Annotated in this window: 11 protein-coding genes; 4 read left to right on the top strand and 7 right to left on the bottom strand. The window is 63.2% G+C overall.

The features are described 5' to 3' along the window. The first annotated feature begins 137 nt into the window (after nt 1–137). The 3 genes from KZX42_RS03230 to KZX42_RS03220 all read left to right on the top strand — a co-directional run bounded on the left by KZX42_RS03230 (nt 138) and on the right by KZX42_RS03220 (nt 7,515). A complete protein-coding gene (locus tag KZX42_RS03230; RefSeq protein ID WP_248117048.1) occupies nt 138–3,146 on the top strand; it encodes a TonB-dependent receptor in 3,009 nt (1,002 codons plus the stop codon). 495 nt (nt 3,147–3,641) lie between these two features. Beyond that, nucleotides 3,642–6,821 (top strand): TonB-dependent receptor, encoded by a 3,180-nt coding sequence (locus KZX42_RS03225; RefSeq protein WP_248117046.1) that lies wholly within the window; start codon nt 3,642–3,644, stop codon nt 6,819–6,821. 139 nt (nt 6,822–6,960) lie between these two features. After that, nucleotides 6,961–7,515 carry a hypothetical protein gene (locus tag KZX42_RS03220; RefSeq protein WP_248117044.1) on the top strand — a complete coding sequence of 185 codons (555 nt, stop codon included), beginning with the start codon at nt 6,961–6,963 and terminating at the stop codon, nt 7,513–7,515. A gap of 51 nt (nt 7,516–7,566) precedes the next feature. Here KZX42_RS03220 and metH read toward each other — a convergent pair whose 3' ends face one another. The 6 genes from metH to ettA form a co-directional block, all read right to left on the bottom strand. Then, nucleotides 7,567–10,233, bottom strand: a complete 2,667-nt coding sequence (gene metH, locus KZX42_RS03215) for a methionine synthase (RefSeq protein ID WP_248117042.1) — start codon at nt 10,231–10,233, stop codon at nt 7,567–7,569. A gap of 151 nt (nt 10,234–10,384) precedes the next feature. Continuing rightward, nucleotides 10,385–11,479, bottom strand: coding sequence for a homocysteine S-methyltransferase family protein (locus KZX42_RS03210; protein ID WP_248117040.1), 1,095 nt, complete (start codon nt 11,477–11,479; stop codon nt 10,385–10,387). Then, nucleotides 11,479–12,420, bottom strand: a complete 942-nt coding sequence (gene metF, locus KZX42_RS03205) for a methylenetetrahydrofolate reductase [NAD(P)H] (RefSeq protein WP_248117038.1) — start codon at nt 12,418–12,420, stop codon at nt 11,479–11,481. The genes KZX42_RS03210 and metF overlap by 1 nt, the downstream gene beginning before the upstream one ends. Before the next feature lies 1 nt (nt 12,421). Next, nucleotides 12,422–13,381, bottom strand: a complete 960-nt coding sequence (locus KZX42_RS03200) for a metalloregulator ArsR/SmtB family transcription factor (RefSeq protein WP_248117036.1) — start codon at nt 13,379–13,381, stop codon at nt 12,422–12,424. A gap of 47 nt (nt 13,382–13,428) precedes the next feature. Next, nucleotides 13,429–14,355 carry a 2-hydroxyacid dehydrogenase gene (locus KZX42_RS03195; protein WP_248117033.1) on the bottom strand — a complete coding sequence of 309 codons (927 nt, stop codon included), beginning with the start codon at nt 14,353–14,355 and terminating at the stop codon, nt 13,429–13,431. A 29-nt stretch (nt 14,356–14,384) separates the two neighbouring features. After that, a complete protein-coding gene (gene ettA / locus KZX42_RS03190; RefSeq protein ID WP_248117032.1) occupies nt 14,385–16,052 on the bottom strand; it encodes an energy-dependent translational throttle protein EttA in 1,668 nt (555 codons plus the stop codon). A 177-nt stretch (nt 16,053–16,229) separates the two neighbouring features. On the opposite strand from ettA, the gene KZX42_RS03185 reads away from it, so the two are divergent. Next, nucleotides 16,230–17,540, top strand: a complete 1,311-nt coding sequence (locus tag KZX42_RS03185) for a TCR/Tet family MFS transporter (protein WP_248117030.1) — start codon at nt 16,230–16,232, stop codon at nt 17,538–17,540. Nucleotides 17,541–17,596: 56 nt separating this feature from the next. On the opposite strand, the gene topA is transcribed toward KZX42_RS03185, so the two are convergent. Continuing rightward, nucleotides 17,597–20,224 (bottom strand): type I DNA topoisomerase, encoded by a 2,628-nt coding sequence (topA, locus tag KZX42_RS03180; protein ID WP_248117028.1) that lies wholly within the window; start codon nt 20,222–20,224, stop codon nt 17,597–17,599. Nucleotides 20,225–20,334: the final 110 nt, after the last annotated feature.

The raw sequence follows: 20,334 nt of genomic DNA, 5'->3' as shown, positions 1-20,334 counted from the left end.
TGAAAGCGCTGTCTTGTCACTGGACTTGCGAGCATCTTTCCTGTGCTTTCCTCTTCAACTGACTTTCAGGTCGGTAAATTGCCATGTCGAGGGCGCCCGTCTTCACGGGCTGGCTCTTCTCCGGGGAGAATTAAATTTTGAATAACACCAAGTATCGCCGCAGCCTGCTCGCCACTACGATCATCGGCGGAGCTGCAATGGCCCTGGCGGCGACGCCTTCGTTCGCCCAGTCGTCAAATGATCAAGCGACCGAAGTTGGCGAGATCGTCGTGACGGGCTCGCGCATCGCGCGTCAGGATTATCGCTCGGCCAGCCCCATCGTCACGGTCACGTCCGAGGACTTCCAGGCGACAGGCTCGGTGACGATCGACAGTCTGCTGAACGACATGCCGCAGTTTGTTCCGTCCATCAACGCGACATCGAACAACCCTTCGAATGGCGGTCAGGCGAACCTGAACCTGCGCGGTCTTGGCACCAGCCGTACGCTGGTTCTGATGAACGGCCGTCGCGTCGTGCCGTCGAACGCATCCGGCGTTGTGGACGTGAACATTCTTCCGACCGCGCTTATCAAGAACGTGGAAGTGATCTCGGGCGGCGCGTCGGCGGCCTATGGTTCGGACGCTCTGGCCGGCGTGGCCAACTTCATTCTGGACGAGAGCTTCCAAGGCGTGCAGGTCGACGCCCAATACGGCGAAACCGACCGTAGCGACGGCGTCACGCAATCCTATTCGGTCACCCTTGGCGGCAACTTTGCCGACGACCGCGGCAACATGGTCTTGTCGCTGGGCCGATCGACCCGCGCACAGATCTACAATGCTGCGCGTGACTGGGCGGCCATCTCGGGCGCCTCGGGGACGTCGCCGCTGGGATCGACGACGTTCGACTCCTCAAACCTGCCCAGTCAAGCCTTCATCAACAGCTATTTCGGCGCGCCGACCGTCTGCCCCACAACGCCAAACCCCACGGCGCCATGCGTCGCCAACTCGGGACAATTCGGCTTCAACAATAATGGCTCGCTGTACAGCTACGTGCTGACGCGCAACTTCCAAAGCCCGGGCGGCATCGACTATGACGGTTTTGCAACGCCCGGCGCCGGCTCCTACACCTATAACACCGGCGCTCTGAACACGCTTCAGCTGCCGCTGGATCGTTACAACGCCTATGCGGGTGGCCGTTACAAGATCAACGAAAACGCCGAAGTTTACGGCAGCCTGTTATTCACGCAATACACGGCAGAGCAGGAACTGGCGGCGACCCCGGCCGCGGGCAACGTGCCTAGCACCGGGTTCCGCGTGCCCGCGACCAATCCGTTTATCGGGGCCACGCTGCGTAGCTTCCTGAACGCCCGCGCCACCCCGAACGGATCGTTCCTGCTGAACAAGCGGTTCAACGAGCTGGGCGGCCGGGTCGGCAATGATCGTTACACTGTCTATCAACTCACCACGGGCGTTCGTGGGCGCGTTCCGCAAAGCGAATGGACCTACGATATCTACGCCCAATATGGACGCGTCGATAACACCACGACCCAAACCGGCAACGTGTCGCGTTCGGCCGTTCAGCGCCTGCTGGACGCACCAGACGGCGGCCGTAGCCTTTGCGCTGGCGGGTTCAATCCGTTCGGTCAATCCAACCTGTCGGCCGAGTGCATCAACTACATCGCGCGTCGCGGACAGAACACGACGATCTCCGAGCAGACGATCGTTGAAGGCTCGCTGCAAGGCAAGCTGTTCGAACTGCCCGCCGGGGAAGCCCGTGGGGCGTTCGGCGTACAATATCGTCAAGACGACTACATCTTCCGCCCCGACGCTGCGCTGGCTCAACAGAACCCCCGCACGCCTCACCTAGGCGCGAACGGACTGGCGGACGGCGGCGAGATCGGCGGGTCGGAAATCGCGGGCTTCAACGCCTCTCAAGGTCTGACCGGGACGACCAATTCCAAGGAACTGTTCGCCGAAGTTCTGCTGCCGCTGCTAAGCGACATGCCGTTCATTCAGGATCTCGACCTGACACTGGGTTACCGCTACTCGGACTACAGCTCGATCGGCGGCGTGTCGGCCTATAAGGCTGATCTGGAATGGGGCGTCTTCGACGGCTTCCGTCTGCGCGGCGGCGCCAACCGCGCCGTCCGGGCGCCTTCCATCGGCGAACTGTTCGCGCCGACCAACACCAGCTTCCCCTCGATCGGCGCTGTTTCGGCAACGGGGCTGTCGGGTGATCCTTGCGACATTCGCAGCAGCTATCGCGCCGGCGCCAATGCGACCAAGGTGCGTGACCTCTGCGTAGCTCAAGGCATCTCGGCAGGCGCGATCGGCACCTATCAGTTCGCCAACAACCAAGTCACCGGGATCACCGGCGGCAATCCGAACCTGGAAGAAGAAACGGCCGACACCTGGTCGGTTGGGGCTGTCTATCAGTCGCGCTTCCAAAGCCCCTGGCTCTCGGGCTTCTCCGCGTCGTTGGACTACTACAACATCGAAATCACGAACGTGATCGGTACGGTTGGCGCCTCGGCCCAGCTGCAGGGCTGCTACAACGCTCAAGGTCAAAACCCGACCTATGATCCGAACAATGGCTACTGCCAGCTGTTCCAGCGTGACCCCAACACCGGTAACGTCGTGCAGGCGCGCGAACTCAACCAGAACCTGGCGACGCTGAAAACGTCAGGCATCGATGCCCAACTGGATTATCGCATCCAGACGGGCGAGGTTGGCCTGCCGGACTTCGGGTCGCTTAACTTGAACGTTGTGGTCGGCTGGCTGGAGAACTGGGAGCGTCAGGATACCGAAGGCGGCCCGTTCATCAATCGCACGGGCACCATCGACAGCGTCTTCGGCAACACCTTCCCCGAATGGAAGCTCTTGACGTCGCTGAACTGGAAGAACGGTCCGTTCGGTGCGGGCGTCCGTTGGCGTCGGGTGGGTGAAATGACCCAGTTCGGCACGACGAATACGCTGGACGCCGTTCACTACTTCGATCTGAACGGGTCGTGGGCTGTAAACGACACCGTCGTTCTGCGGGCGGGCGTCAACAATCTGACGGATCAGGACCCTAACACCTATTCTCCGGGTGTCCAGGCCAACACCGATCCTTCCACCTATGACGTCCTGGGTCGTCGTTACTATGTCGGCCTGACCGCCAAGTTCTGATTATCTTCTAGCCAAGTTTGAGGCGGCGAAGCGTTTGCTTCGCCGCTTTTTTTTGGATTGATTACCATCGGTAGATGGCGCGGTAGGCATTAAAAAAATAGTCCTGGACAGAAGGCATCGTAAAAATAATGGATACTTATTTATATTTGGGTAATATAATGGAATTGTATATTTAGATACGTACCTAATAAAAGAGTGTAATATTTTTCACTACTATAAAGTTCGCTTTCCCTACATATAATACCCACGCGTCTTCTGTCTTGGTCCTCGCGGTTTTGGCGCGGAAGCGGCCTTAACGCATCAAGGGAGGGGGCTCTCGCGATCATGTGGCGATATTGCGACAACTTGGCGCCGATGGCGTCAACTTGTCGCAATATGGCTAGCGCTCGGCTTGTACGCGGCTATCCTTCTTTCCGATCTACGCGCATCGTGGCGTAGGGTATTCTTGCGCCGACGATTTCAGCGTTGTCGGACCTGCATTGGGAGGGTTCAGTTTTGAGTATCCAGACAATACGTCAGCGCCTGTTGGCGGGAACGATGATCAGCGGCCTTGCCCTGACTGTGGCAGTGGCAATACCAGCTACGACGATTATGTTGTCGGCGACGTCGGCAACAGCACAAGACTACACCAGCGGCGTGTTGACCGGCACAGTAACTAACGATGCTGGGGCGCCGATCTCGGGCGCTATCGTGAATGCGACGTCGGGCCAGGGCTCGGTGCGGTCGGCGACGACCGACGCCAACGGCGCATTTCGCATGCCGGCTCTGCCGGTCGGTTCTTATGAGATCAGCATTAGCCACCCGTCTTACGCATCGATTTCGCAACGAGCGTCGGTCAGTTCGGGCAGCTCTTCCTATGCTTTCGTGCTGGGATCCAGCGGCTCATCGCAGGCTTCGGACCTGGGCGATATCGTCGTCACCGCCGCGAGGCGCGTGCAGGACTTCAATGCGACGGACACTGGGTTGAGAGTTGACGTCCAAGATCTGGCGAACAAGGTTCCCGTTGGCCGCAGCATCAACGCCGTCACCCTTTTGGCTCCTGGTGCTAGCCTGCCTGATGCAACGATCGGCGCTAGCTCTAGACGGAACCAGAGTTTGGCGTCCTTCTCCGGTACGTCGGCTGCCGAAAGCGCCTACTATGTTAACGGCCTTAACCTTACGGACCAACGGACTTTCCTAGGCTATGGTGAAGTACCGTTCGATTTCATCCAGTCGATCGATGTGAAGACGGGCGGCTATCAAGCCGAGTATGGCAGAGCCACCGGCGGTATTGTTAACATTGTCACCCGATCAGGTACTAATGAGTTTACAGGCGGGTTAAGCGTTTATTATACACCGGATAAACTGCGTAGCTCGCGTGGCACGTCTTATCAGCAGGGCGGAAACAACGTTGCGGGTATTGAGGTCTATAACCAGTATAGCTACGCAGAAACCACTGATTATTCGGCGTTTCTGGGCGGACCCATCATCAAAGATCACTTGTTCTTCTTTGGTGTCTATAACATCCGGGATGTAAAGAGCGAGGGCGCGCTTTCACGCTCGTTTGCTTATAACTCTGCGAATGGCGCGATTACGCCCGGCGCTACCTACAGCCAAGGTATTTCGTCTTACGACGACCCACGTTGGGCTTTGAAGCTCGATTTCGTCATTAATCCTAAGCATCGTATTGAGGCTACATGGTTGAACGATGAAACGACCACAGAGAGCCAAACGCGCACCTACAGCGCGACAACGTCGGCGGGTCTTACTGCGGTCACAGATCCGCTTTCATCCGATGCCGGCGGATTGACGCAGATCTACAAATACACGGGCGTATTCACGGACTGGTTTACCTTGTCGGCTCTATATGGCCGAAATGAAGCTAGCTATCTTGATTACGGAAATCCCATCAGCTTGCCCGGAGTTTACGACTACGCCCGTCCGGGCGGAGCTGGCTATGTAGGTGTCGGCCGCCAGGCAGGGCCCTATAATTTGGCGGGCGAGGATACTCGTAAAACCTATCGGGTCGATGCGGACTTCTATTTTAACCTTCTGGGCGAACATCATCTTCGCGTCGGCTATGATCGCGAAGAATTGGTGAGTTCCGCAACAACCGCATACTCTGGCGGCGCTCTGTACAACGTCCTTACACCAGCCCAGTGTGCGGGGATCGCTCCGGCGGGGCTGGGTTGCTTGAATATCGTCACATTTGCCAATGACGGCTCGTTCACCGGTGAACAATCCGCCTTCTACATTCAAGACTCGTGGGACATAACCGATAACCTGAGCCTGCAACTGGGCGTTCGTAACGATCAATACGTTTACAACAATGTTGCCGGCGAACCCTACATTGATCTGAAAGACCAATGGGCTCCACGCATCGGTTTCAACTGGGATCCATTTGGTAACAAGGTTGACCGAGTATATGGGTCGATGGGTGACTATTATCTGCCTATCGCCACAAATACATCGATTCGAGGCTCATCAGGTGAAGTGTATACTGACGCCTATTATGCTGGACCGAACCGTGACACCTCTGGCAATGTGGTGCTGAACGCTGGCGGCTACCCGACCTATGGTGCGTTGTATCAGTTCGACTATCTGAGCCCGCCAGGCGCTCCTGATCCGCGTTCTGTGGTCGAAGCCGACCTAAAGCCCATGTATGAGCGCGAATTCGTTCTCGGTTACGAGCACACGATCACCGATGGGCGTTTCGCAGACTGGTCCTTGGGCGTGCGCGGTATTTATCGGAATCTGGAAAGCGCGATCGAAGATACCGCCATCGGTGATGCGGTGGTGCGCTATTGCGTGCGCAACAATATCGCCTGCGGTCAGTCTGGGCCGGGCGATGCCGCCTTCTCATCGTTATTCCCTTATGTCCTGATAAATCCGGGCGACGGTGCGACGGTCTTTGTCGATCTGCAAGGCGACACGCGGACGGATGCGGCGGGCAATCCAAATCCGGCCTATAACCCTCAAACGATCGAGTTGACCGCCGCAGATTTGGGCTTTGACAAGGTCGAACGTACTTACAAGGCTTTGGAGTTCACATTCCGTCGTGAGTTTGACGGTAAGTGGGGCCTGGCAGGTTCCTATACGCTTGCCAAGTCCGAGGGCAACTATGAGGGGGCAGTCAAGTCGGATATAGGTCAGACCGATACATCGGCAACGCAAGATTACGACCACGTTGCAAACCAACTTGGTTCGTTCGGGTATCTGCCGAACCACCACGCCCATACGATTAAACTGTACGGAAACTGGGCGTTGACTGATCGGTTCAATGTAGGAGCCAACTTCACCGCTCAGTCGGGCCGCAAGTATGGTTGCATTGGGCGGGTTCCACTGTCAGTTGATCCGCTCGCGCCGCAATCTGGTACGCCTTCGGGGTGGTATTGCCCGTTCGGCCCCGGCAACACGACCATCCAAACGCCGCGTGGATCGCAAGGTGAGACCGACTGGGTCTTCCAAACCGATCTGAACCTATCCTACACGGTGGTGGAATCTGCTCGCGGCAATGTCACTGCTTCGGTGGATGTGTTCAATCTCTTCGACAATGACGCGGCCACCCGTGTCGTTGAGCAAGGTTTGATCCGTACGTCCGGCAATGTGCTTACCGCTCGGTCGCCGTACTATGGCATGCCGCGTGGTTATCAGGCTCCGCGTTCGCTTCGCTTTGGCCTGAAGTACACCTTCTAAATCTCGACAGGATCACTGAAACTGAGGCGGTGGGGCCACGCTCCGCCGCCTTTTTCGTTTGAGCGTCGCCGTAGAAAAACCATCGGGGCGGGCGAGCGTTGGTGATCGGCGCTCGTTCGCGTCGCATCGAAGGAAGATCATGCTGAAACTGCTCGCTCCCGCTCTCTCCGTTCTGTCCGTGCTGGCCGCCGGGTCAGTCATGGCGCAATCGCAGGACGGTCCGATCGTCACGGGCAATCGCTCGGTGGAAAGCGCTGACGCGCTGAAGACACGCGAGGCGATCGCCTATGCGCGCCCGCTGCCGCGAGGCGCGCCCAGCGCGGATTACGCCCTGGTGGCCTGGTGCGATGCGCTGGTCAGCGGTCACGCCGATCTGGGCGACACCTTGCCAGCTCATGCGCCCGAGGATGTCGAACTTGTTCGCCTGGGGCGGCTTGAGGCCCAGGATTTCCGAACCGCCCTGGCCGCCGCCGCGCCGCGTCAGTCCGCCGCCAGCAAGGCTGAGGCCGATCGGGCCGTCGCTGCGGTCAAGGCGCAGTGGGCCACGCTGATCGAAAACCCGGACGCCGAGGCCCGCAGCCAGTCGTTCGGTCTGTTCTTCGGCCTGCCGGGGCGGTGCGAACACGCCGCGCGCCGCATCCGCGAGAACATCACGACGCCGCCGGCGACGCTGGAAAGCGTCGGCATCAACTAAGTCGACGACGGCTCTGCCGGTCCGATCCAGAACGGCGGCCGGAGCCCGGGCTCAGGCCGCCGTTTCGCGTGGCGCCGCGTGGGGATCGTAGTTGAGGATGGGCGCCAGCCAGCGCTCGACTTCGGCGAGGGTCATGCCTTTGCGGCGGGCGTAGTCCTCGACCTGATCGCGGTCGATCTTGCCGACGCCGAAATAGTGGCTGCCCGGATGGCCGAAGTAGAGGCCGGAGACCGAGGCAGGCGGCGTCATGGCGTAGCTTTCGGTCAGGGCCATGCCAGCGTTCTCGCCCGCGTTCAGCAGACGGAACAGGGTGGCCTTTTCCGTGTGATCGGGCTGGGCCGGATAGCCGGGGGCAGGGCGGATGCCCTGATACTGTTCGGCGATCAGGTCATCGACGCTGGTGGCCTCGTCGGCCTTGTAGCCCCACAGCTCAGTGCGGACTTCCTTGTGCAGGCGTTCGGCGAAGGCTTCGGCCAGGCGGTCGGCCAAGGCCGTGGCCATGATGGATGAGTAGTCGTCGCCCGCATCCTTGAACCGTTTGGCGATCTCCAGTTCGCCGTGCCCTGCGGTGACGGCGAAGGCGCCGATATAGTCGTCGCCGTCCTCGGCGATGAAGTCCGACAGGGCCAGGTTCGGCTTGCCGTTCGACTTCTTGATCTGTTGGCGCAGGGTGTGGAAACGGGCGATTTCCTCGGACCGGGTCGCGTCGCTGAACACGGCGATGTCGTCGCCGACCGCACGGGCCGGCCAGAAGCCGACGACGCCCCTGGCCGTGAACCATTTCTCTTGCACGATCCGCTTCAGCATGGCCTGGGCGTCCTGGAACAGGTCGCGCGCGGCCTGGCCGACGGTCTCGTCTTCGAGGATCAGCGGATAGCGGCCGATCAGCTCCCAACTGGCGAAGAAGGGGGTCCAGTCGATGTGGTCGGCAAGGTCCTGCAGGTCCCAGGCGTCGAACGCTTTCACGCCGATGAAGGACGGGGCGCCGGGCATGGGCTGGGTGGGATCGGTGCGGAACCGATTATCGCGCGCCTGCTGCAGGGTTGCGCGGGCCTTCACCTCCTGCCCGCGGGCGTATTGCTCGCGGATGCGGATGTATTCGTCGCGGGTGGCGGCTTCGTTTCGGGCTTTTTCGGTCGGGGACAGAAGGCCGGACACCACGCCGACGGCGCGGCTGGCGTCGATGACATAGGTGGTCGATCCCCGCCTGTAGGCCGGTTCGATCTTGACCGCCGTATGGGTGCGGCTGGTGGTTGCGCCGCCGATCAGCAGGGGGATGTCGAAGCCGCGCCGCTCCATTTCGGCGGCGACGAAGACCATTTCGTCCAGGGACGGCGTGATCAGACCGGACAGGCCGATTATGTCGACGTCATGGGCCTTGGCTTCGTCCAGGATGCGGTCGGCCGGGACCATGACGCCCAGGTCGATGACCTCGTAATTATTGCACTGGAGCACGACGCCGACGATGTTCTTGCCGATGTCGTGGACGTCGCCCTTGACGGTGGCCATCAGGATCCGGCCCGCCTGCTCGCGGGGTTTGCCGGCCTTTTCGGCCTCCATGAAAGGCTCCAGCCAAGCGACGGCCTGTTTCATCACGCGGGCGGATTTCACCACCTGGGGCAGGAACATCTTGCCCGATCCGAACAGGTCGCCGACCACGTTCATCCCGTCCATCAGCGGACCTTCGATGACGTGCAGGGGGCGTTCGACCGACAGGCGGGCCTCTTCGGTGTCGGCCTCGATATATTCGGTGATGCCGTGGACCAGGGCGTGGGTGATGCGCTCACCAACCGTGCCTTCACGCCATCTCAGATCGACCACCTTGGCCGCGCCCTTTTCGCCCTTGTAGGACGGGGCCATGTCCACCAGCCGCTCTGTGTTGGACACGTTGGTCCGCTGGGGGCGGTTCAGGATGACGTCTTCGACGGCATCGCGCAGCACAGGGTCGATGTCGTCATAGACGGGCAGGTCGCCCGCATTGACGATGCCCATGTCCATGCCCGCATTGATGGCGTGGTACAGGAAGACGCTGTGGATCGCCCGACGCACCGGCTCGTTGCCACGGAACGAAAACGAGACGTTCGACACCCCGCCCGAGATGCGGGCGTAGGGCAGGGTGGCCTTGATGACCCTGACCGCCTCGATGAAGTCGACGGCGTAGTTGTCGTGCTCCTCGATCCCCGTCGCCACGGCGAAGATATTGGGATCGAAGATGATGTCCTCGGGCGGGAAGCCGACCTCGTTGACCAGGATGTCATAGGCGCGGGTGCAGATTTCAATCTTGCGCGCGGCGGTGTCGGCCTGACCCACCTCGTCGAAGGCCATGACCACGACGGCGGCGCCGTAACGCAGGCATTTGATGGCATGGTCGCGGAAGGCCTGTTCGCCCTCCTTCATGCTGATCGAGTTGACGATGGGCTTGCCCTGAACGCACTTCAGGCCCGCTTCGATCACCTCCCATTTGGAACTGTCGATCATCACCGGCACGCGGGCGATGTCGGGCTCGGCCGCGATCAGGTTCAGGAAGGTCCGCATGGCGACGACGCCGTCCAGCAGGCCCTCGTCCATGTTGACGTCGATGATCTGGGCGCCGGCCTCGACCTGCTGGCGGGCGACGTCCAGCGCGGCCGAATAGTCGCCCTCGACCACCAGTTTGCGGAATTTGGCCGAGCCGGTGACGTTGGTCCGTTCGCCGACGTTGATGAAGGTGGGTCTCAAGCAAAAACTCCGTTCATCCCGGCGAAAGCCGGGACCCAGTGCTTTTGGGAGGCACGGTGCTGGGGATCGGGGGCGGTGACGTCGGGCTGACGATCATCGCCCAAAGAACTGGGTCCCGGCTTTCGCCGGGATGAGCGGGAAGAGGAGTGTGTCACGCCACCATCTCGAACGGTTCGAGGCCGGACAGACGCAAGGCCACCGGCCGTTCCGGGATCGCGCGGGGCTTAAGCGGCGCGACTTCCTCGGCGACGTGTTTGATGTGGTCCGGCGTCGTGCCGCAGCAGCCGCCGACGATGTTGACCAGGCCGGACGCCGCCCATTCCTCGATGAAATGGGCGGTCTCGTGCGGTTCCTCGTCGTACTGGCCCATGGCGTTGGGCAGGCCGGCGTTGGGATAGGCGGCGACCAGGGTGTCGGCGACGCGGCTCAATTCGGCGATGAAGGGGCGCATCAGGTCGGCGCCAAGCGCGCAGTTGAAGCCGACGGCAAACGGCTTGGCGTGGCGCACGCTGTTCCAGAAGGCTTCGGCCGTCTGGCCTGACAGGGTGCGGCCCGAACGGTCGGTGATGGTGCCCGAAATCCAGATGGGCAGGGCGTCCATGCCCTCGTCTTCCAGATCCTTGATCGCCTTGATCGCGGCCTTGCAGTTCAGCGTGTCGGTGATGGTTTCGATCAGATACAGGTCGACGCCGCCCTGGTTCAGCGCCTTCACCTGATGGCGATAGGCCTCATAGACCTGATCAAAGGTCACGCTGCGGGCGCCGGGGTCGTTCACGTCCGACGACATCGACAGCATCTTGTTCAGCGGACCGATGGAGCCGGCGGCGAAACGCGGCTTGTGCGGCTCCTTGGCGGTCCAGCGGTCGGCGGCGGCGCGGGCCAGTCGCGCGCCCTCCAGATTGATGTCCCACACCGCCTGGGCGTCCAGGGCATAGTCCTCTTGGGCGATGGTGGTGCCCGAGAAGGTGTTGGTCTCGCTGATGTCGGCGCCGGCGGCGAAATACTGGTCGTGCAGGTCGGCGATGACGTCGGGGCGGGTGATGCAGAGGATGTCGTTGTTCCCCTTCATCTGGTGTTTCTCGTCATAGCCGTTGGCGGCGACGAAACGATCGGCGCGGAAGTCGGCCTCGTCCAGTCCGCGACGCTGGATCATCACGCCCCACGATCCGTCGAGGACCAGGATGCGGTCCTTGGCGGCCTGATGCAGGGCGGCGATGCGTTCCGAGCGGGTGAGGGGAGAGGTCATCACGCCGCAACCTTGGTTTCACGCACGCCCAGCACGCGACAGATCGCATAGACCAGATCCGCGCGGTTCAGAGTGTAGAAGTGGAAGTCCGAGAAGCCCTCTTCCTGCAGGCGGGCGCAGGTTTCGGCGGCGACCGAGGCGGCCAGCAGTTTGCGGGTCTCCGGGTCGTCGTCCAGCCCGTCGAAATGTCCGGCCAGCCAGTCGGGCACCGAGGCGCCGCACGATCCGCACATCCGCCTCAGGCCGTTGAAGTTGGACACCGGCATGACACCGGGGATCAGCGGAATGGTCACGCCCGCCGCCCGCACCCGGTCGCGGAAGCGCAGGAAGGCGTCGATGTCGAAGAAGAACTGGCTGACCGCCCGCGTCGCGCCAGCGTCGATCTTGGCCTTCAGCACCTCGATGTCATGGTCGATGGAGGGGCTTTCGGGGTGGCGTTCGGGATAGGCGCCGACCGTGACGTCGAAGCCGCCGATGCGGCTGATGGCGGCGGTCAGTTCGGTGGCGTTGGCGTAGCCGTCGGCGCGGGGCTGATAGGCCCCGCCAATGCCGGAGGCGCCGGGCGGATCACCGCGCAGGGCGACGATGTGATCGACGCCGATGGTCTTGTAACCCTGTATAACCTCATCAACCTCTTCGCGGCTGGCGTCGACGCAGGTCAGGTGGGCGGCGGGGCGAAGGCGGGTTTCGGTGATGATCCGCTGGACCGTTCGATGGGTCCGTTCGCGCGTCGATCCGCCAGCCCCATAGGTGACCGAGACAAAGGCGGGGTTCAGCGGCTCCAGGCGGCGGATGGCCTTCCACAGATTGGCTTCGGCCTCGTCCGATTTGGGCGGAAAGAATTCGAAAGAGACGCGCACGGCGTCGCGGTTCGAGCCGGCGCGGGCGACGGGGCCGAGCGGGGACAGCAGCAGGGCGCGGGCTTCAGCAAGCGATGCCATATCAGGCGGTCTTTCTGTCCTGGGCGCGGCGCTCGGCGGTCCAGATGGTCACGGTCAGGCCCTCGTCGTCGTGCGGCAGGGCGATGGGGGCGGACGGGGTCAGGCCGCCGTCCTGCAGCCAGCCGTTGATCTCGCTGTCGGCGAAACCCAGGCGGCGATGCTGGTGCGCCTCGCGCATGTGTTCGAAGTCGTGCGGGGCGAAGTCGATGATGACCAGACGGCCGCCGGGGCTGACCAGCCGCGCGGCCTCGGCGACGGCGGCGGCGGGGTCGGACAGGTAGTGCAGCACCTGATGCACGATCACCAGATCGGCGCTGGCGGCGGGCAGGCGGGTGGCGAAGATGTCGCCGTGGCGCAGTTCGACCTGCTCCACGCCCGCCTTGGTGACGTTTGTGCGGGCGATGTTCAGCATGTTCTGGCTGAGGTCCAGCCCGACCGACATCTTGGCCTTCTTGCCGAACAGGGTCAGCATCCGGCCCGACCCGGTGCCCAGATCGACGACGCGCTGGAACGGGCCGGGGCCGACGGCCTTCTCCAGCGCGGCCTCGACGGCGCTTTCGCTGACGTAGAGGCTGCGCAGGCGGTCCCACTGAGGCGCAACCTGCTCGAAATAGCTGACGGCGGCTTCTTCACGGTCCTTGCGAACCTCGTCCAGACGACGGTGATCGGCCTCACCCGCGTCCTCGGCCAGGATGTCCAGCACGGTGTCGATCAGGCGACGCGCCTGGGCGTCGTGCGATAGGCGGTAATAGACGCGGGCGCCATCGGGAAAGCGTTCGATCAGGCCGGCGTCGGTCATCAGCTTCAGATGGCGCGACACGCGCGGCTGGCTCTGGTCCAGAATCCGCGACATCTCCATGACCGACAGTTCTTCCCCGGCCAGCAGGGACAGGATCCGCAGGCGGGTGGGCTCGCCAGCGGCGCGCAGGGCTTCGACGGTCTGATCGGCGGAAAGGCTCATTTAGTCATATAAAGATATCCTTATATGATTTGGCAAGCAAAATCCGGCTAATGGACGGGGGTCTTCAGTGGTTGGCCGGCGAAATGCGCCTGCAGATTCTCGATCAGAAGCACCAGCATGCCCTGAACCCCCGCTGTGGTGGCGCCGCCGGTATGAGGGGTCAGCAGGGCGTTCGGCACGTCGGCCCAGCGGGCGGGGTCGGTCGGCTCGGTGATGAAAACGTCCAGAGCAGCCTGACCCAGCGTTCCTGACTTCAGGGCGGCGATCAGGGCGTCCTCGTCCACCACCTGTCCGCGCGAAACATTGACCAGGAGGCCGTCGGGGCCGAGCGCCTCAAGGATTTCGCGTGAGATCAGGCCGATATTTGTCTCATCCGCCTTGCAGGCGACGACCAGGATGTCGCTGGCCCTGGCCAGGGCGAGCAGGGATTCGGCGCGGGGCCAGTCGGCCTCGTGCGAGCGCGGTCCCCACCAGCTTACGGCCATACGGAAGGCCTCGGCGCGTCTGGCCACGGCCTTGCCGATATGACCCAGGCCGACGATGCCCAGTTTCTGACCGCCGATGGAGGCGGTGATGGTGCGGGTCTCGATGGTCCATTCGCCGCTGCGGACCTGACGGTCGCCGGAGGCGATCTGACGCCGTGCAGCCAGGATCAGGCCCAGCGCATGATCGGCGACGTCTTCGTGGTTGACGCCCGGGGCGTGGGTGACGGGCAGGCCGCGCCCCCGGCACCATTCGATGTCGATCCCGTCATAGCCCGAGGTGAAACAGGCGATCAGGCCGAGATTGGGCAGTTGTTCGATCAACGCCTTATCGAGCGGGTATTCCCCGGCGACGACCATGACGCGAATGTCGTGGGCGGCCTCGACCGGCGGGCCTTCCCAGAAGCGGTACACATCGTAGGCGCTCTCGAGAAAGCCCGAGAGCGGGGCGAGATGCCGCTGCATGATGAGAACGGCGGGGCGTTGGGTCATGCAGCGGCTCCTCTTTATCGATCAGTCGATTACCGACCGAACTTCTGGTGCTGGATGCGCTTAGGGATGATGCTGTCAGCGCCCAGCCGGCGCATCTTGTCCTGTTCGTAGGCTTCGAAGTTGCCTTCGAACCATTCCACATGACCGTCGCCCTCGAAAGCGAGGATGTGGGTGGCCAGACGGTCGAGGAACCAGCGGTCGTGGGAGATGACCACGGCGCAGCCCGCGAACTCTTCCAGAGCCTCTTCCAGGTTCTGAAGCGTTTCGATATCCAGGTCGTTGGTCGGTTCGTCGAGCAGAATCAGGTTGCCGCCGGACGCCAGGGTCTTGGCCAGGTGGACGCGGTTGCGCTCACCGCCGGACAGTTGGCCGACCTTCTTCTGCTGGTCGCCGCCCTTGAAGTTGAAGCTGCCGACATAGGCGCGGGTGTTGATCTCGCGCTTGCCGACCATCATCACATCGGTGCCGCCCGAGATGGCCTGCCAGATGGTTTCGTCCGGCTTCAGGTCGTCGCGCGACTGGTCAACGTAGGCCAGCTTGACGGTTTCGCCGACCTTGATCGTGCCGCCGTCAGGCGTTTCCTGGCCGGTGATCAGCTTGAACATGGTCGATTTGCCGGCGCCGTTGGGGCCGATGACGCCGACGATGCCGTTGGGCGGCAGTTTGAAGGTCAGGTTGTCGAACAGAACCTTGTCGCCATAGGTCTTCTGCAGACCTTCGACTTCCAGGACGACATTGCCCAGGCGCGGGCCGGGCGGGATCTGGATGTGGGCGTGGGTCTGGGCGCCGCGCATCGATTCCTGTTCCTCGACCATCCGCTCGTAGGCGGCCAGACGGGCCTTGGACTTGGCCTGACGAGCCTTGGCGCCCGAACGGACCCATTCCAGTTCGCGGGTGAGGGCGCGCTGGCGGGCTTCGGACTCCGACTGCTCCTGCACGACCCGCTTGGTCTTGGCTTCCAGCCACGAGGAATAGTTGCCCTCGTGCGGGTGGCCCTTGCCGCGGTCCAGTTCCAGCGTCCACTTGGTGACCTGATCCAGGAAGTAGCGGTCGTGGGTCACCAGGATGACGCAGCCGGGGAAGTTCTCCAGGTGATGCTGCAGCCAGGCGACGGATTCGGCGTCCAGGTGGTTGGTCGGTTCGTCCATCAGCAGCATGTCGGGCTTGGACAGCAGCAGGCGGGCCAGGGCCACGCGGCGCTTTTCACCGCCGGACAGGTTGGTGACTTCCCAGTCGTCGGGCGGGCAGCGCAGGGCGCCCATGGCCTGGTCGATGCGGCTGTCGATGTCCCAGACGTCGCCGGCGTCGATCTTCTCCTGAAGGGAGGTCATCTCCTCCATCAGTTCGTCGGTGTAGTTTTCGCCCAGTTCGGCGGCGACCTCGTTGAAGCGGTTGACCCACTGCTTCTCCTCGCACCAGGCCTCGACGTTCTGGCGGACGTTCAGGGCGGGATCGAGCTGGGGCTCCTGCTCCAGATAGCCGCGCTTGACGCCATCGGCGGCGCGGGCCTCGCCCGTGAACTCGGTGTCCAGGCCAGCCATGATCTTCAGCAGGGTGGACTTACCCGAGCCGTTGACGCCGACGACGCCGATCTTGGCGTCGTTGTAGAAGCTGAGCCAGATGTTCTCGAAGATCTTGCGGCCGCCGGGGAAGGTCTTGGTCAGACCCTGCATCTGGAAAATATATTGCTGCGCCATGAGGTGCGGTGTCGCCCTTCGGGTTCGTCGGATGGGAGGATGGCGCGGATGTAGCGATCCTGACGCCCGAGAGCAAATGAGGCGAGCGGCGGGCAGGCCGGCCAAGACGCCCATTCGGCGCTGTGCGAACCACGACAGCGCGCGTATTGAGCCTGACCAAATAGCCGAGACCTGCCCATGACCGCGATTTCAGACAGACGCTTGAAGGCGGCCATCGGCTTCATCTTCGTGACGGCGGTGCTCGATATCGTCGCCATGGGCATCATCATCCCGGTGTTGCCCCAGCTGATCGAGGATTTCGTCGGCTCCAACGCCCAGGCGGGCGTGATCAACGGCGTGTTCGTGGCGCTGTGGGCGGGGATGCAGTTCGTCGCCTCGCCGATCATCGGGTCGCTGTCGGACCAGTACGGGCGACGGCCGGTGATTCTGCTGAGCTGCGCGGGGCTGGCCATCGACTATGTGTTGATGGCGGTGGCGCCGAACCTGTGGTGGCTGGCGGTGGGGCGGATCGTGGCGGGCGTCACATCGTCCAGCTTCACGACGATCTACGCCTATATGGCTGACGTCACCCCGGTCGAAGGGCGCGCCAAGGCTTACGGTTTGATCGGCGCGGCCTTTTCCGGGGGCTTCGTGCTGGGTCCCGTGATCGGCGGTTTCCTGGGCGAGATCAGCCCGCGCGCGCCCTTCTGGGCCGCGGCCCTGATGTCCGGGATCGCCTTCCTCTACGGCCTGATCATCCTGCCCGAGAGTTTGGCGGTCGAGAAGCGGATGAGGTTCAGCTGGCGGCGCGCCAACCCCGTCGGGGCGATGGTGCTTTTGGGTCGTCACCCGGAGCTGACGGGGCTGGCCGGCGTGACCTTCCTGCTGCACTTCGCCCACCACGTCTTTTCGGCGGTCTTCGTCCTCTACGCCCAGTACCGCTATGGCTGGGGACCGCGCGAGGTGGGGCTGCTGCTGGCCATGGTCGGGGCGCTGGACATGGGGATGCAGGGACTGGTCGTCGGGCCGGTGACCAAGGCGCTGGGGGATCGCAAGACCATGCTGCTGGGGCTGGTCGGGGGCACGGTCGGCATCGCCCTGATGGGCTGGGCGCCGACGGGATGGATGTTCGTCGCCGCCATGCTGCCGAACGCGCTTTGGGGGCTGGCCATGCCGACGCTGCAGTCGCTGATGACCCGACAGGTGTCCGAGAGCGAACAGGGCCAACTTCAGGGCGCGACCATGAGCGTGGCCTCCATCGCCGGCGTCGCCTCGCCGCTGTTCTTCGGCTGGATCTATTCGCTGTCGGTCGGCGGCGGGTTCGCGCCCCTGACGACTTGGCTGGACCGGCATGGCCTGGGCATCATCGACGCCGTCGTCCACGGCCCGGGCCTGAGCTTCTACATCTCGGCCCTCGTCCTGGCGCTGGCCGGGGTGATCGCCTGGATCACCGCGCGCCGGGCGGAGCGGGCCGAAAGGGTTAAGGCGGGGAATCACGACCCGCTTTGACGCAGCAGCGCCGAACGCGCCTTTCCGTCGCGGCGTGACGGAAAGGCGACCACGGATCAGTCCTCGGTCTTGGACTTTCCAGCCTTCTTCGCCGGAGCCTTCTTGGCCGCCGGTTTCTTGCCAGCGGCCTTTTTCGGCGCGGCGGCCTTCTTGGCGGGCGCCTTCTTCTTGGGCGCGGCGCCGGCCTTGGCGGCAAGCAGGGGCAGGGCGTCTTCCAGGGTCAGGTCTTCGGGCGCCGTGCCTTTGGGCAGGGTGGCGTTGATCTTGCCCGACTTGACGTACGGGCCGAAGCGGCCGGCCATGACGTGGATCGGCTCGCCCGTTTCCGGGTGGGCGCCCAGGTCCTTCAGCGGCGCTGCGGCGGCGCCGCGTCCGGGACGACCGGCGCGCTTTTCAGCCAGCAGGGCGACGGCGCGGTTCAGCCCCACCTCGAACACCTCGTCGATGTCCGAGACATTGGCGTAGGTCCCGGCGTGCAGGACGAAGGGACCGTAACGTCCCAGGCCCGCCGTGATCATCTTGCCGTCTTCGGGGTGGACCCCGACCTCGCGCGGCAGGGCCAGAAGGCGCAGCGCCCGGTCCAGATCAAGCGAGGCGGGCGACCAGCCCTTGGGAAGGGACGAGCGTTTCGGCTTCTCGCCATCCGGCGGCGTGATTTCGACATAGGGTCCGAAGCGGCCGATCTTCAGCTGCACGGGCTGCCCGGTCGCCGGATCGAGGCCCAGTTCGCGATCGCCGCTTTCGGCCGAGCCATCTTCGGCCGAGGGACTGGCGACGGGGCGGGTGTATTTGCAGTCGGGATAGCGCGAGCAGCCGATGAAGGCGCCGAACCGACTGGTCTTCAGGCTTAGCTGGCCTTCATGGCACAGGGGGCATTCGCGCGGGTCGGAGCCGTCGCCCTTGTCCGGGAAGATGTGGGCGCCCAGGCTTTCGTTCAAAGCGTCCAGAATCGCAGTGGTGCGCAGTTCGCCGGCGGCCTGGGTGGCGGCGTGGAAGTCCTGCCAGAACTGGCGCAGCAGCACCTTCCAGTTCAGTTCGCCGGCGGACACCTCGTCCAACTGGGTCTCCAGCGCGGCGGTGAAGTCGTACTCGACCCACTTCTTAAAGAATTGCTCCAGGAAGGCCGTGACCAGCCGTCCCTTGTCCTCGGGATAGAAGCGGTTCTTGTCGACCCGGACATATTCGCGGTCGCGCAGGGTCGACAGGGTCGAGGCGTAGGTCGACGGGCGGCCGATGCCCAGTTCTTCCAGCTTCTTGACCAGGGTGGCTTCCGAATAGCGCGGGGGCGGTTCGGTGAAATGCTGGTCGGTGCGGATGGCGTCGACCTTGGCCTTGGCGCCTTCCTTGAGGGCGGGCAGGCGGCTGGTGTCGTCCTCGCCCTCGTCGCCCTCCGCGCCCTTCTGCTTCTCGTCGCGGCCTTCCTCATAGACGGCCAGGAAGCCGTCGAAGGTGACCACCTGGCCGGTGGCGCGCAGGCCGGTCTGGCCGTCGGGCGTCTCGATCTCGACCGTGGTGCGGTCCAGGCGCGCGGCCTCCATCTGCGAGGCGACCATCCGCTTCCAGATCAGTTCGTAGAGACGCTGAAGATCCGAATCGAGACGCACGGAATCGGGGTGGCGGGCGATATTGGTCGGCCGGATCGCCTCGTGCGCCTCTTGGGCGTTCTTGGCCTTGACCTTGTAGAAGCGCGGCTCGGCCGGGACATAGGCGGGCCCGTATTCCTTGCCGATCACCTCGCGCGCCTGAGCCAGACCTTCCGGGCTGACCGACACGCCGTCGGTCCGCATATAGGTGATCAGGCCGCCGGTCTCGTCGACGCCCTCATACAGTTTCTGCGCCGCCTGCATGGTGCGCTGGGCGGTGAAGCCCAGCTTGCGCGAGGCTTCCTGCTGCAGGGTCGAGGTGGTGAAGGGCGGCGAAGGATTGCGGCGAACCGGCTTCTTCTCGACCGAGTTGATGGTGAAGTCGCCGGCCAGGATGGCGGCGCGCGCGGCGCTGGCGGTCGCCTCGTCCTTGATGTCCAGACGCTGCACGCGCTTGCCGGCATGTTTGACCAGTCGGGCGGTGAAGGGCGGGCTGTCGGCGTTCAGGTCGGCCTCGATGGACCAGTATTCCTGAGGCTTGAACTTCTCGATCTCCATTTCGCGATCGACGACGATGCGAAGGGCGACGGATTGCACCCGCCCGGCTGAACGGGCGCCCGGCAGCTTGCGCCACAGGACGGGCGACAGCGTGAAGCCCACCAGATAGTCCAGCGCGCGCCGGGCCAGATAGGCCTCGACCAGCTCCATATCCAACTGACGCGGATTGGCCATGGCCTCCAGCACGGCGGACTTGGTGATGGCGTTGAAGGTGACCCGCTCGACGTGCGTGTCCTTCAGCGCCTTCTTCTTGTTCAGGACTTCCAGAACGTGCCAGCTGATCGCTTCCCCTTCGCGGTCGGGGTCGGTCGCCAGGATGACGCGGTCGGCGCGCTTGGCGGCCTCTGCGATTTCGGACAGGCGTTTGGCGCCCTTGGCGTCGGCCTCCCAATGCATAGAGAAGTCGTCGTCGGGCAGGACCGAGCCGTCCTTGGACGGCAGGTCGCGCACGTGACCGTACGAAGCCAGGACCTCATAGTCCGAGCCCAGGTATTTGTTGATGGTCTTGGCCTTTGCGGGGCTCTCGACGATGACGAGGTTCATATCGGTCCGGTCTCGGGAAGGGGCGCGAACGTGGTTGGAGCGGAGCCGTGTGTCAATCGCACCCGTCGCCTTACAGCCTTAGATAGTTGTATTCTGCATAAGCGCGGTTA

Origin of the sequence: Brevundimonas sp. EYE_349 (assembly GCF_023147505.1) — a bacterium.
GTDB lineage: Bacteria > Pseudomonadota > Alphaproteobacteria > Caulobacterales > Caulobacteraceae > Brevundimonas.
Note: the sequence above shows the minus strand (reverse complement) of the source record. Positions and strands in the feature narration are given on the sequence as shown.

Bases quoted from the DNA above. Each gene is read 5' to 3' on its own strand.
- metF (WP_248117038.1), bottom strand. From the start codon at position 12,420: ATGGCATCGCTTGCTGAAGCCCGCGCCCTGCTGCTGTCCCCGCTCGGC.
- KZX42_RS03185 (WP_248117030.1), top strand. From the start codon at position 16,230: ATGACCGCGATTTCAGACAGACGCTTGAAGGCGGCCATCGGCTTCATC.
- ettA (WP_248117032.1), bottom strand. From the start codon at position 16,052: ATGGCGCAGCAATATATTTTCCAGATGCAGGGTCTGACCAAGACCTTC.
- KZX42_RS03195 (WP_248117033.1), bottom strand. From the start codon at position 14,355: ATGACCCAACGCCCCGCCGTTCTCATCATGCAGCGGCATCTCGCCCCG.
- KZX42_RS03200 (WP_248117036.1), bottom strand. From the start codon at position 13,381: ATGAGCCTTTCCGCCGATCAGACCGTCGAAGCCCTGCGCGCCGCTGGC.
- topA (WP_248117028.1), bottom strand. From the start codon at position 20,224: ATGAACCTCGTCATCGTCGAGAGCCCCGCAAAGGCCAAGACCATCAAC.
- KZX42_RS03210 (WP_248117040.1), bottom strand. From the start codon at position 11,479: ATGACCTCTCCCCTCACCCGCTCGGAACGCATCGCCGCCCTGCATCAG.
- KZX42_RS03220 (WP_248117044.1), top strand. From the start codon at position 6,961: ATGCTGAAACTGCTCGCTCCCGCTCTCTCCGTTCTGTCCGTGCTGGCC.